Annotated in this window: 14 protein-coding genes and 1 pseudogene; 13 read left to right on the top strand and 2 right to left on the bottom strand. The window is 68.1% G+C overall.

Features of this window, described 5'->3' with window-relative positions:
• The first annotated feature begins 50 nt into the window (after positions 1-50).
• From DAETH_RS23490 to DAETH_RS23430, 13 genes and pseudogenes are all read left to right on the top strand, one after another.
• Entirely contained in the window at positions 51-2,546 is a 2,496-nt protein-coding gene (locus DAETH_RS23490) for a heavy metal translocating P-type ATPase (RefSeq protein WP_264778644.1), read from the top strand.
• A 3-nt stretch (positions 2,547-2,549) separates the two neighbouring features.
• On the top strand, positions 2,550-2,807 hold the full coding sequence (locus DAETH_RS23485) for a glutaredoxin family protein (RefSeq protein WP_264778643.1): 258 nt from the start codon (positions 2,550-2,552) through the stop codon (positions 2,805-2,807).
• 41 nt (positions 2,808-2,848) lie between these two features.
• On the top strand, positions 2,849-3,538 hold the full coding sequence (locus DAETH_RS23480) for a ZIP family metal transporter (protein ID WP_264778642.1): 690 nt from the start codon (positions 2,849-2,851) through the stop codon (positions 3,536-3,538).
• On the top strand, positions 3,535-4,086 hold the full coding sequence (locus DAETH_RS23475; protein ID WP_264778641.1) for a signal peptidase II: 552 nt from the start codon (positions 3,535-3,537) through the stop codon (positions 4,084-4,086). Before DAETH_RS23480 ends, DAETH_RS23475 begins: the two co-directional genes overlap by 4 nt.
• Entirely contained in the window at positions 4,083-4,583 is a 501-nt protein-coding gene (locus DAETH_RS23470) for a DUF3105 domain-containing protein (protein ID WP_264778640.1), read from the top strand. Before DAETH_RS23475 ends, DAETH_RS23470 begins: the two co-directional genes overlap by 4 nt.
• A complete protein-coding gene (locus tag DAETH_RS23465; RefSeq protein ID WP_264778639.1) occupies positions 4,553-5,206 on the top strand; it encodes a DUF305 domain-containing protein in 654 nt (217 codons plus the stop codon). Before DAETH_RS23470 ends, DAETH_RS23465 begins: the two co-directional genes overlap by 31 nt.
• Positions 5,199-6,089, top strand: coding sequence for a cation diffusion facilitator family transporter (locus tag DAETH_RS23460; protein ID WP_264778638.1), 891 nt, complete (start codon positions 5,199-5,201; stop codon positions 6,087-6,089). Before DAETH_RS23465 ends, DAETH_RS23460 begins: the two co-directional genes overlap by 8 nt.
• Positions 6,086-6,739, top strand: coding sequence for an SCO family protein (locus DAETH_RS23455; protein WP_264778637.1), 654 nt, complete (start codon positions 6,086-6,088; stop codon positions 6,737-6,739). Before DAETH_RS23460 ends, DAETH_RS23455 begins: the two co-directional genes overlap by 4 nt.
• A 35-nt stretch (positions 6,740-6,774) precedes the next feature.
• Positions 6,775-7,137, top strand: a complete 363-nt coding sequence (locus DAETH_RS23450) for an ArsR/SmtB family transcription factor (protein WP_264778636.1) — start codon at positions 6,775-6,777, stop codon at positions 7,135-7,137.
• Positions 7,134-7,553, top strand: a complete 420-nt coding sequence (locus DAETH_RS23445; RefSeq protein ID WP_264778635.1) for a hypothetical protein — start codon at positions 7,134-7,136, stop codon at positions 7,551-7,553. The genes DAETH_RS23450 and DAETH_RS23445 overlap by 4 nt, the downstream gene beginning before the upstream one ends.
• A gap of 46 nt (positions 7,554-7,599) precedes the next feature.
• The gene (locus DAETH_RS23440; RefSeq protein WP_264778634.1) at positions 7,600-8,487 is read left to right on the top strand and encodes a cation diffusion facilitator family transporter; all 888 of its coding nucleotides are present in this window, start codon (positions 7,600-7,602) and stop codon (positions 8,485-8,487) included.
• Positions 8,488-8,522: 35 nt separating this feature from the next.
• The gene (lnt, locus tag DAETH_RS23435; RefSeq protein WP_264778633.1) at positions 8,523-10,049 is read left to right on the top strand and encodes an apolipoprotein N-acyltransferase; all 1,527 of its coding nucleotides are present in this window, start codon (positions 8,523-8,525) and stop codon (positions 10,047-10,049) included.
• Between the two features lie 11 nt (positions 10,050-10,060).
• A pseudogene (locus DAETH_RS23430) lies at positions 10,061-10,306 on the top strand (transposase); the annotation flags it as partial.
• 15 nt (positions 10,307-10,321) lie between these two features.
• Here the strand turns inward: DAETH_RS23430 and DAETH_RS23425 are convergent.
• Positions 10,322-11,278, bottom strand: a complete 957-nt coding sequence (locus DAETH_RS23425; protein ID WP_264778632.1) for an IS110 family RNA-guided transposase — start codon at positions 11,276-11,278, stop codon at positions 10,322-10,324.
• A 259-nt stretch (positions 11,279-11,537) separates the two neighbouring features.
• Positions 11,538-12,575 (bottom strand): IS110 family RNA-guided transposase, encoded by a 1,038-nt coding sequence (locus tag DAETH_RS23420; protein WP_264778631.1) that lies wholly within the window; start codon positions 12,573-12,575, stop codon positions 11,538-11,540.
• Positions 12,576-12,631 lie beyond the last annotated feature (56 nt).

Here is a 12,631-nt window from a genome sequence, read left to right as displayed (position 1 = left end):
TACACCTTTTTACCTCGACGTATGAGTGGACATTCAGGTATAGTGGGGGCATGACGTCCTCAGACCCCAACACGCCCCGTTCCCGCCTGGAATACTTCGTGGACGGGATGGACTGCGCGAGCTGCGTGCAGAAAGTCGAACGCATGATCGAGCGCCTCCCCGGCGCGGACAGCGTGAAGACCAGCTTCAACAAACAGACCCTCGAACTGGAACTGGACGAGTCCCGCACGCCCCGGACGCAATTGGAGGAGAACCTGCGCGCCCTGGGGTACAGCCCCAGCCCCCTACGACCGGCTGCTGCGCCCACCCTGCCCGTCGCGGCTCAACTCGAATACTTCGTGGACGGGATGGATTGTGCAAGCTGCGTGCAGAAGGTCGAGCGGATGGTTGCCACGCTGCCGGGCACTGGGGACGTGAAGACCAGCTTCAACAAGCAGACCCTGGCCCTGGCGCTCAACGAGGCGCAGACGCCGCGGGCGACCCTGGAGAGCAACCTCAGGGCCCTGGGGTACGTGCCCTCGCTGCTGGGTGGGGTGCCCACGCCTGCCCCAGCTCATGACGACCACGATCATCACGATCACAGCGGCCACGACCATGCGGGTCATGGGCACGTCCACGAGGCCCCGAAGCCTGGTCAGCCCTGGTACGCCACCGGACAGGGCAAACTCGTCGTGACCTCGGGCGTGCTGCTCGCCCTCGCCTGGCTGTTCGGCTTTGTGGAACCCCAGTTCGCCACCTTCGGGTACATCGCCGCGACCGTGATCGGCGTGTGGCCGCTGGCGAAAAAGGCTTACGCGAGTGCCCGTTTCGGCGACCCCTTCTCCATCAACATGCTGGTGAGCCTCGCCGCCCTCGGCGCCGTGCTGATCGGTCAGGCCGCCGAGGGTGCGGTCGTTGTGTTCTTTTTTGCGGTCGGAGAATTGCTGGAGGGCATCGCCGCCGGGCGTGCCCGTGCGGGCATTCAGGCGCTTGCGGCATTGGCGCCCAAAACCGCCTTGCTCGTCGAGGGGACGGGAACCCGTGAGGTGCCCGCCGATGCTCTTCAGGTCGGTCAGACCGTCCAGGTGAATCCGGGGGCTCGGGTGCCCGCCGACGGCACCATCCTCACCGGCACCTCCAGTCTGGACGACAGCCCGGTGACGGGCGAGAGCGTCCCCGTCGTAAAAAGCGCCGGGAACATTGTCTACGCAGGCAGCATCAACACGGACGGGGTGCTCACCGTGCGGGTGGACAAGGCGGCCAGCGACAACACCATCGCGCGCATCATCCACCTGGTCGAGGAGGCTGAGGGGAGCAAAGCGCCCACGGCCCGCTTCATCGACCGGTTCAGCCGGTACTACACCCCCGGCGTGGTGGCCGTGTCTGCGCTGGTGGCGCTGATCCCGCCGCTGTTCTTGGGTGCCGAGTGGTACCCCTGGCTCTACAAGGGCATCGCCCTGCTCTTGATCGGCTGCCCCTGCGCCCTGGTCCTGAGCGTTCCTGCCGCCATCACCAGCGGCATCAGCGCCGGAACGCGCCGGGGCCTGCTGATCAAGGGTGGCGCGGCGCTGGAGAGCATCGGCACGGTCAAGACGGTCGCGTTCGACAAGACCGGGACCTTGACCGCCGGGAAGCCGCGTGTGACCGACGTGGTGGGCCTGAACGTGGGCCGCACCGAGGTGCTGCGCCTCGCCGCCGCCGTGGAGTCCGGCAGCAGTCACCCGTTGGCGAAGGCGATCACCGACGCCGCGAAGCAGGACAACCTCCCCCTGCCCGCCGTGACGGACGCCCAGGCCATTCCCGGCAAGGCGGTCACCGCCACCGTGGAGGGCCGCACGCTCAGCGTCAGCTCCCCCCGCCACGCCGCCACCCTGACGGCCCTGCCCGCCAAGTTGAGCGCCACCATCGAGACCTTCGAGAAGCAGGGACGGACGGCCGTCGTGCTGCTGGACGGCGCGGCGCCGCTCGGCGTCATTGCTATCCGCGACGAGCCCCGTCCTGACGCCCGGGAGGCCATCGCGCAGCTTCGCGCCCTTGGCGTGAACACCGTGATGCTGACCGGAGACAACGCCCGCACGGGCCGGGCCATCGCCTCGGACCTGGGCATGGACGTGCAGGCTGAGTTGCTGCCCGAGGACAAACTCAAGGTGATTGCGGACCTGAAGGCACAGGGCGTGGTGGCCATGGTGGGGGACGGCATCAACGACGCGCCCGCGCTCGCCCAGTCCGACGTGGGCATCGCGATGGGCGGCGGCACGGACGTGGCCCTGGAGACCGCCGACGCCGCCCTGCTGGGTGAGCGCGTGACGGGCGTGGCCCAACTGGTCTCCCTCTCCCGCGCCACCATGCAGAACATCAAGTGGAACATCGCCTTCGCGCTGGGCCTCAAGGCGATCTTCCTGGTCACCACCCTGCTCGGGTACACGAACCTGTGGATGGCGATCTTGGCCGACACCGGGGCCACCGCCCTCGTGACCGCCAACGCCTTGCGCCTGTTGCGCTGGAAGGGGGGCGGTCCCGCCGCTCCTCGCGCGGTTGCTCCTCTCCCCACCCCCACCAGGGCCTGAGCCATGCCTGAGATCACGCTCTACACCGTTCCGAACTGCGCGGACTGCCAGGCCGTCAAGCGGCTCTTGACCTCCCACGGCGCCACCTTCACCGAGAAGAACGTCCGGGGTGACCCGGGGGCCCTCGCCGAGATGCAGGCCAGGGCGGATGTCCGGATCGCCCCCGTCACCGTGATCGGTGGGCAGGTCTGCTCCGGCCCCTTCGCTGAGCAGCGCCCCCAGATTCTGGCCGCCCTGCGGGGGGGAAGCGCCCTCTCTTGAGCGTCCTCACCTCGCAAGTCCTGTCCCTCACCTTGGTTCCCGTGGCGGCCACCCTGCTCGGCGGGGTGGTGGCCACCTTCCGGACGCCCGGCGAGCGGCTGCGCTCTTTCGTTCAGCACTTCGCCGCGGGCGTGGTGTTCGCCGCCGTGGCAGGCGAGTTGCTGCCTGAAATCACGCGGGGCCATCAACCGCTGGGCGTGGTGATCGGTTTCTCGCTGGGCGTGGGCTTGATGCTCGTTATCCGGCAACTGGCCCAGCGGCTGGAACGTCCCATCCAGGAGGGCGGCCCCGCTCGCAACGGGAACGTCGGCCTGGTGACCGTGGTTGGCATCGACGTGCTGATCGACGGCCTCTTGATCGGCGTGGGCTTCGCGGCAGGCGCGCGGGTGGGGACGCTGCTGGTGGTGGCCCTGACGCTGGAACTGCTGTTCCTGGGCGTCTCGGTGGCCTCCAGTCTGGGTCAGTCCGGCACGCCCCGGGGCCGCACGATTCTGACGGTGGCCGGGTTGAGCCTGCTGGTGATGCTGGGCGCGCTGCTGGGGGGAACGCTCCTCCAGGGACTGACCGGCCTCGCCCTGGAGGTCGTGCTGTCCTTCGGCGCGGCGGCCCTGCTGTACCTGGTGACTGAGGAACTGCTCACCGAGGCGCACGAGGTCCAGGAGACGCCCGTGATCACCGCCGCCTTCTTCGCGGGATTCGTGGCCCTGTACCTGCTGGAGCTGGCGGCGTGAGCGCGAGATCACGCGGGTGGCCGCTGGCCGCGATTCTGGCCCTGCTGATCACGGAGGGTCTGCTCAAGAGCTGGGCGGTGGCGAACCTCACGCCCGGCGTCGACCGGACCCTGCTGCCGGGGGTGCTGCACCTGGACTTTACGCTGAACCCGGGGATGGCCTGGGGGCTGCTGGGCAGCTTCCCGGCCTCCCTGGCAATCGTGCGCCTGCTCGTGGGGCTGGTGATCGTGGCCGCGCTGCTCTCGGGTCGCCTGCCCGGTGGGCAGCGCTGGCCGCTGGCCCTGATCGCCGCGGGCGCTCTCGGGAACGCCCTGGACGGCCTCGCGCGCGGCGCGGTCGTCGACTACTTGACCTCGCCCTCGCTCGACGCCGTGTCCGGGACACTTGGCGGTGGCCGTTTCCCGATCTTCAACCTGTCGGACGTGCTGGTGTGCGCCGGGGTGGCGGGGTTGCTCCTGAGCGCCGGGTGGAGAGAACGTCAGGCGCGCCGCGGCAGACATCCTACTCCCACGTCCCGTGCGGCCACGCACATCGAGGAGAATCCATGAACAGACTGATCCTGCTGGCCCTGCCCGCGCTACTTGCCGCCTGCTCCCAGGGGGGTGGCGACATCGAGGGCATCAAGACATTCAAGAACAAGGGCGGCGCCCACCAGGAGGGCCGCATCCCCTACGCCCAGACGCCCCCGCCCGGCGGCCCCCACAACCCCGCCTGGCAGAACTGCGGGGTGTATAACCGGCCCCTCTACGACGAGTACGCGGTGCACAGCCTCGAACACGGTGCCGTGTGGCTCAGCTATAAACAGGGCTTGCCCACCGACCAGATCGAGACGCTGAAGAAGGTGGTGGACGGCCGCACCTACACCCTGCTCTCCCCGCACGAGACGCAGAGCGCGCCGCTGGTCCTCACCGCGTGGAATGCCCAGCTCGAAGTGCAGGACATCAATGACCCGCGCGTGGGGAAATTTCTCCAGAAGTACGAGCAGGGGGGCGAGGCCCCGGAGATCGGTGCGTCATGCAGCGGCGCGTACAACGGAACCGTTTGATTCCCGCGCTGGGTGCGGGGCTCGTTGGGGCGGCCGTGGTGGGAGGTACGCTGGCCTTCACCTGGCCGCGTGCCCCCGCCGAGGGCAGCGCGGACGTGACCTTTGCCCGCGACATGAGCGCCCACCACGCCCAGGCGGTCGAGATGAGCGTCACGGTGGTCAAGCGCGCGGCGGACCCGGCGGTGAAGCTGCTCGCGCAGGACATCCTGCTCACCCAGCAGGCCCAGATCGGGCAGATGAGCGGCTGGCTGATGGCCTGGGGCCGCCCGCTCGCGGGCTCCGAGGCGCCGATGGCCGGGATGGACCGGGGGAGCATGGGTCTGGCGACGCCTCAGCAGGTTCAGGAACTCGCGTACCTCCCGGTGAGGGTGGCCGAGACCCAGTACCTGAAGGTGATGCGCCGCCACCACCAGGGTGGGGTGACGATGGCGCAGTCCGCCCTGAAGCACGTGAACCGACCGGAGGTCCGCGCGTTCGCCGAGCGGGTCGTCACCGCGCAGACCTCGGAGATCGGGGCCATCGACGCGCTCCTTGCCAAGCGGGGCATTCGCCCACAGACACCCCCCGAGGCCACGAAAGACGAGACGGCCCCGGCCCCGATGGACGGCATGACCCATGAGTGAGCACGGGCACAGCCACGGGGCGAACGCGAGCACCCGGCAACTCACCCTCGCCCTGGGGCTGACCGGCACCTTTCTGGTGGTCGAGGTCTTTTACGCCTTCATCTCGGGCAGCCTGGCGCTGCTCTCCGACGCCGGGCACATGCTCACCGACGTGATGGCGCTGGCCCTGTCCCTGTTCGCCATCCGCATCGGGCAGCGTGCGGCCGACCGCAGGCGCACCTTTGGCTACCGCCGCGCGGAGATTCTGGCCGCGGCGGTGAACGCCGGGGCGCTCTTCGCCATCGGGATGTACATTCTCTTCGAGGCTTACCGCCGTCTGCGCGAGCCGGTCGAGATCCAGAGCACCACGATGCTGACCGTCGCGGTGCTGGGCCTCATAGTGAATGTCATCAGCGCCCGCATCCTCGTGGGCGGCAGTCAGGGCAGCTTGAACGTGAAATCCGCCTACCTGGAGGTGGTCAGCGACCTGCTGGGCTCGGTGGCCGTGATCGTCGGGGCCCTGCTGATCCGTTTCACCGGACTGACCTGGATCGACCCGGTGCTCGGCGCGCTCATTGGTCTGTGGGTGCTGCCGCGCACCTGGACGCTGCTGAGGGCGAGCGTGAACGTGTTGCTCGAGGGCGTCCCTGAAGGCCTTGACCTCGACGTGCTGCGGGGAGACCTCGCGGCCCTGCCTGACGTGACCGAGGTGCACGACCTGCACGTCTGGAGCGTGACCAGCGGCGAGCACAACCTGACCGCCCACCTGGTCACGAACACGCCGGGACCGGACCTGCTCGCCCGGGTCCACGAGGTCGCCGAGCGGCACGGCATCGAGCACAGCACCGTGCAACTGGAACCCCCCGGCGCCCACGCCGGGCACGAAGGACACCTCCACCCATGAACGACGTGACCCTCCCCTCTGCCACCCGGCCGGTCAGGCGCCCCGTCTGGCAGTCCCTGCTGTGGGCAATCCTGGCCGTCACCCTGCTGCTGGGCGGCGTCTGGGCCTATGCCCGCTTCAAGAGTCCCTTCCCCTTCTCCGGCACGGTGTACGACCCGCAGACGACCGCGCCCGCCCTCACCGGCACCGGGGAGGACGGGCGACCCTTCGCCCTGAGTTCCCTGCGGGGGCAGACGGTCGCCGTGTTCTTCGGCTTCCTGCACTGTGCGAACATCTGCCCGACCACCCTGGCCTCCCTGGAGCGGGTGCGTCAGGTATTGCCGGAAGCGGAGCGGGCTAACTTCCGCACGGTGCTCGTGACCCTCGACCCCGCCCGGGACGACGTGAAGAAGCTGCGCGAGTACGTCACGTTCTTCAGCCCCTCGGCCAGGGGCGTCTTCATCCCGGAGCCCGGTCTGAGTGACACCGCGGCCGCCTGGGGAGTGGGGTACCAGAAATCAGACGTCAAGAGTGAGTCGACCTACCAGATCAACCACACCACCGGCGTGTACCTGATCGACCGCGAGGGACGGCGGCGCCTGGTCTGGGATTATACCCAGCTCACGAACGTGGACCGGGTGGCCGCCGACGTGCGGGAGGTGATGCGGTGACGGTGCTGCCCGCAGTCCTGCGCTATGGTCGGGACATGAGAACCGCCTCTCAAGACGACGTGTGCGAGGTGGCCTGCGTCCACCCTGAGGCGGTCGCCCGCGCCCGTTCCACGCAGCCTGACGCGAGCTGTGTCGAGGACGCCACCGGCCTCCTGAAGGTGGTGGCCGATCCCACGCGATTCCGCATTCTCAGCGCCCTGAACACCGGGGAACTGTGCGTGTGCGACCTGGCCGCCGTGGTGGGGATCAGCGAGAGTGCGGTGAGCCACCAGCTCCGACTTCTGCGAGCCCACCGCCTGGTGACGTTCCGCAAGGAGGGGCGCATCGCCTACTACCGCCTGCTCGACCAGCACATCACGGAGCTGATCAGCAGCGCGGTGGACCACGTCCGCGAGTGAAGCCGGTCCTCGCCCTGCTGGCCGTGGCGCTCGTCGTGCTGCTGGGGCTGGGCGGGTGGTGGTTCGCGGTGGAGCGCCGCTGGCAGGGGGACCTGTTCTGCATCGAACGGCCCGGCACGCTCTGGAACGGGATGGCCCCCCTGCCCCCGGGCCTGACGCCGGAGTGCCCGACCTACAGCCGGACTTACCGCCAGGAGGTCCGGCAGGGCTTCAGCCGCATCGAGCAGTACCGGCTGCCCGGCTGGCAACCCAGGGCGCTGCTTGACCCCTTCAAACGCGCCGGGTACCAGCAACTGACGGACGACGCCCTGCCCGGCAACTACTCGGCATTCCTGAACCAGGGGGGCGACCTGTTGCAGTACCACGCCATCCGGGAGAGGGACACGACCCTCATCGCCATCAGCGGCCAGCCGTAGTCCTGGCCCGGCGACTGCTGCCCGCCCGACTGCCACGAGGTCATGTATGGACCGCACCCTTCGCCTGGCCCAGTACAGCCTGCTGCTCGGCCTGCTGATTCTCGCCTTGAAAGCAGGCGCGTACCGGCTGACCGGAAGCGTCGCGCTGTACTCCGACGCGCTGGAGAGCATCATCAACGTCGTCGCCTCCGGCGCGGCCCTCCTCGCCCTGTCGGTCGCGCGCAAGCCCGCCGACGCCGACCATCCCTACGGCCATGCCAAGGCCGAGTATTTCTCTGCCGTGCTCGAAGGTGTGCTGATCGTTTTGGCCGCCATCAGCATCATCTACAGCGCCTACCAGGACCTCCGGGCCCCCAAACCCCTGGAAGCGCTGGGGCTGGGCCTGCTCGTCTCGTCGGGGGCGACCCTGCTGAACGCGGGGTACGGCATGTATCTGGTCCGCGCCGGGCGACGCCTGCGGTCTCCCGCACTGATGGCCGACGGCCAGCACCTGATGACCGATGTCGTCACCAGCGGAGGCGTGCTGGTCGCCCTGGGCCTGGTGGCCCTGACCGGCTGGACCCTCCTCGACCCGATCATGGCGATCCTGGTGGCGCTCAACATCCTGTGGGTCGGCGGACGGCTCGTCCGCTCCTCGGCGCGCAGTCTGCTCGACGAGGCCGCCCCTCCCGAGACGCAGGCCCTGGTCAGGCGGCTGGTGGCCGAGTACGCCGAGGGGGCGCTGGAGGCCCACGACCTGCGCACCCGCCACGCGGGCCGCCTGACCTTCATCGATTTTCACCTCGTGGTGCCCGATCACCTCACGGTGGGGCAGGCCCACGCCATCTGTGACCGGCTGGAAGGGGTCATCGAGCGGGAGGTGCCGGGGAGTGAGGTCACGATCCACGTGGAGCCTGAGGGGGCGGCCAAGCACCGGGGGGTGCTCGTCCTTTGAGGCGATGGAGCGCGCGGCCCCACCGGAACCGGTTCTTGCTGGCCCTGCTGGCGGGGGTGGGGCTGTCCCTCACGTTTCCGCCCTCATGGGTGGGTTGGCTCGCCCCGCTGCCCCTGGCCTGGCTGTTTCGGGCGGTGACGAACCACTCCCCGGAACGGGCTTTCGCCCTGACCTTCACCTTCGCGGCCGCCTTTTTCGGGATCCTGCTGCTGTGGCTGCCGGACAGCCTGACACCGCTCTTCGGGCCCGGCGTGGCGGCACTGTACCCGGGGCTGGTGGGGCTGCTGGCCCTTACCTGGGCCGGGACTGCGGCCCTCACCCGCCGGGTGATGGGGGCGTCCACGCTCTGGGCCCTGCCGTTCGCGTGGACGCTGCTGGACAGTCTGCGCGCCCTGGGCCCGTTCGGCTTTACCTGGGGCAGCCTGGGGTATGCCTTCGCGCCGACCCCGCTCGTCCAACTCGCCGATCTCGGCGGCCTCTCCCTGGTGGGGCTGCTCGTCGCGGTGGCGGCGGCGGCCCTGGCGGACGGACGGCCCCGCGTGCTGCTGGGCGGCGCGGCGCTGCTGGCCCTGGGCCTCGTGTACGGCCTCACCCGGCCGCCCGACCCGCCGGGCAACGCCCGGGCGCTGCTGGTGCAGGGCAACATCGACCCGCGGGCCAAAGCCGGAGGGCGCCGCGCCGATGAACTCCAGCGCTACCTCAACCTGACGCGGGCGGGCCTGGCGGCGGACCCGGCGCGGCTGGTGGTGTGGCCGGAGACGGCCGCCCCGGCCGCTCCCACCTTCCCGGAGGTGGCCCGCGCGCTGAGTGCCCTGGACGTACCGCTGCTGCTGGGAGCCCCGACCGAGCAGGGCGGATACCGCAACAGCGTGTACGCCTTTGGCGGGGGCCGGGTCACCGGCCGACAGGACAAGGTGCGTCTGGTGCCGTTCGGGGAATTCTTCCCGGGCCGGGTCGTGCTTGACGGCACGTACCGGGTCGTGTTCCGCGTCCTGGGGCTGCCGGCCCTGACGGGCACCGTCCCCGGCCGCACCCTGGCGCCGCTGCCAGTGGGGAAGGCTCTGGTGGGCGCGCTGATCTGTTACGAGTCGACGTTTCCGGCCTTCGCCCGCGCCCAGGTGCGGCGCGGCGCGCGAGTGCTGGCGGTGGTGTCGAACGACGCCTGGTTCGGGCCGTCGGTGGGCGGCGAGCAGCACTTCCAGATGGGGCGCGTGCGGGCCATCGAGACCCGCCGCTGGGTGCTGCGGGCGGGCAACGACGGGGTGACGGCGGCCATCGCCCCCTCCGGGCGGGTCACGGCCCGGCTGCCCCGAGGGGTCACCGGGGTGCTGCCGGTGTCCTTCGCGGAGGCCGGGACTTGGACGCCGTACGTCCGCTGGGGAGAGTGGGTCACGGCGCTGAGCGCGCTGGTGTTGCTGGGTCTGTGGCTGGGCACACGCACGTCCAGGGTGAAGCGATGGGTCGAGCGCGGGCTCCTCACGGAGTTACGACGGGTCCTCAACAGTGCGGGTGACCTGAGGGTGACCCGGTTTGGCGTAGATGGAGATAAGCCTCGAAGATAGGAGGCGCCATCATGACGAACCGCAGAATCCATACCGCTGAGTTCAAGCGAGACGCGGTGCAGCTCGCGAGAACCAGCGGCAACCTCTCGGGCACGGCTCGCGACCTGGGTATCAACGTCTCGCTGTTGCGGAAGTGGATGAACACCGAGCAGGAAAAGGGCGAGGCAGCCTTTCCTGGGCAGGGGAAGCAGGTGCTGACCCCAGAGCAGCAGGAGATCCAACGGCTGCGCAAAGAGAACGAAATCCTGCGACAGGAGATTCCGTCTTGGTGGTCAAGGGGTTGGGGTGAAGTCAGCCCGAAAGGGCTGACCGCTTTTGAGAACGCCGAAGGCCAGGTGCAGCAGTTTGCGCATGGCCGCGCCCAGCACCACCATCTTCGGCTTGCCTCGTCCTCGAAGCTGCTCACAAAAGGCCCTGATGATTGGATTCCACTTCATTGCCGCAATCGCCGGGAAATACAGCGCTTTTCGCAGGCTCGCGTTGCCCATCTTCGACAACCGTGATCTGGCCCGCACCGATGAACCCGAGACATGCTGAGCGGGCGTTAAGCCCGCGTAGGCGGCCACCTGTTTGGCGTGCTCGAAATCCTCGATCCGCACCTCAGCCAGCACTTTGCGCGCGGTGCGCTCCCCGATGCCGGGAATGCTCGTCAGGAGCGCCACCTGGCGCTCCAACTCCTCGTGGGCGTGGGTGTGCTCGGCCAGCCGGGCTTGCATCTCGTGGATTTCCAAGTCGAGGTAGGCCATATGCGCTTCGAGCGAGCGGCGCACATAGACGTCCGTCGTGGCCTCGAAGCGGTTGAACTCCTGATGCCGGGCCGCCTCCAATTCTTCTAATCGGTGCACCAGGGCGGTGAGGGCCTGAACCTCAGGCCGCGCCGGAGACCAGGCGGGCGGTTGTTCGGACTGCATGTACTGCGCCAGTAAGAGTGCATCGGTTTTGTCCGTCTTGTTGCGACTCATACGACTCAAGCCGTACGCCTTGGTGCGTGCTGGATTCAGCACGCTCACCATGTGACCGCTGACATGCAGGAACTCAGCCAGCGGCACGTGGTAGCGGCCGGTCGCCTCCATCCCGATGTGCTGTGGACCTGCCTGAAGCCCATCCAGCCAAGAGGCGAAGTTCTCGAAACCTGAACGGGTGTTGGCGAAGACCTTGTGGCGTCGGCCGTTTTCGGCCAGCAGCACGACGTCGAACGTGGCTTTGCTGATGTCGACTCCCAGATACATAGAACCTCCGACGCTTGGGGGAGGAGGTGCTCGCCGGTCCCGCTTGTTCATTCAGGCTCACCGCAATACGGGGCCTACGATTCCGTTCGACCCAGAGAGCTGGGGGAGGGCGACCGCATCTCCTGCGCGAGGTCAAACCCCAGCGAGACATCCGTGTTCATCCCTCCCCGGACCCCAGCGTCCTGGAGCTGAGTCGGGCAACCCCGACCTCGGCAAGATACAAGCGTGAGATTCTAGATAGGGTTTCGCCCGTCGGCTGTCAACCGCACAGAAGTGCAGGGTGAGCGAACTCATCAGAGCGGGCGTCAGATTGACCAAAGTCGTCTTGATATGGCGTCCCAGACTTGACCACGGCCAACCCTATGCAAAGTAATTTGCGTCCCAGCGCGGTCAGCGCCACTTTCGGGGGTTTCCCGCGGGCCTTGAGCTGCTCGTAGAAGGTTTTCAACCGGCTGTTGGATTTGGCGGCGCCCAGCGCAGACAAATAGGCGATCCGCCGGAGACGGGCGTTGCCCGTCTTCGAGATGCTGCCTCGTCCCGTTTTTGACCCCGATTGCTGTGGCGACGGGGCCATCCCGGCCGCTGCTGAGATTTCGGCTCCGGTAGACAGACGACTGAAGCCCGCGGTCTCGGCCAGGATCGTGACGGCGGAGATGAAGGCAAAGCCGGGCACCGTCAGCAGCAACTTCAGTTGCTGCTGGAGCTCCTGGTCGGTGTTTACCAGGGCGTGCAGCGCTTCGTCCAACGCCACCAACTGACGATCTAGCAGTTCGAGACGCTGTGCCGCGAGCGTGATGACGACGGCTGAAGCATGGTGGGCATCTCGAAGGGCGATGAGATGGTTGTTTTCCTGTGTGCGTCTCCCAAGCACCGATTCTCGTTCACGGGTCAGGTGCTTGAGATCGATCAGGGTTGTGCTGGGCGGTGCCCAGCACCCGGGCTGCATCACCAGACCGTACCGCGCAATGATCTCCGCATCCATGGCATCCGTTTTTCCCCGGCGCAACACGGAGCGGGCGAAATACTTGATCTGGGCCGGGTTGACCACGCTTACCGCGACGCCCTGGGCGTGGAAATGGTGGGCGCAGCGCTCCCAATACACGTTGGTCGCTTCCATCACCACCCGAACGTCTCCAATAGTCCGCTTCTGCAGCCAGGTGGTGAGGTCGTGCAGCCCAGCGGCGGTGTTGGCGATGGGGCCGCGCTTGCCAATCACCCGAACGTCCGTGCCGCTCTGTGTCTCCTGTAGGCTCACAAACAGCTCCCGCTTGCCGACGTCAATGCCAAGGACAACCATCAAACACCTCCTGAAAAGGGGGAAGGCTGTCAGGCACGAGCTTTCTCGGGACTCTT

The organism is Deinococcus aetherius (assembly GCF_025997855.1).
Taxonomy (GTDB): Bacteria; Deinococcota; Deinococci; order Deinococcales; family Deinococcaceae; genus Deinococcus; species Deinococcus aetherius.
This window is presented reverse-complemented; position numbering and strand designations above follow the sequence as displayed.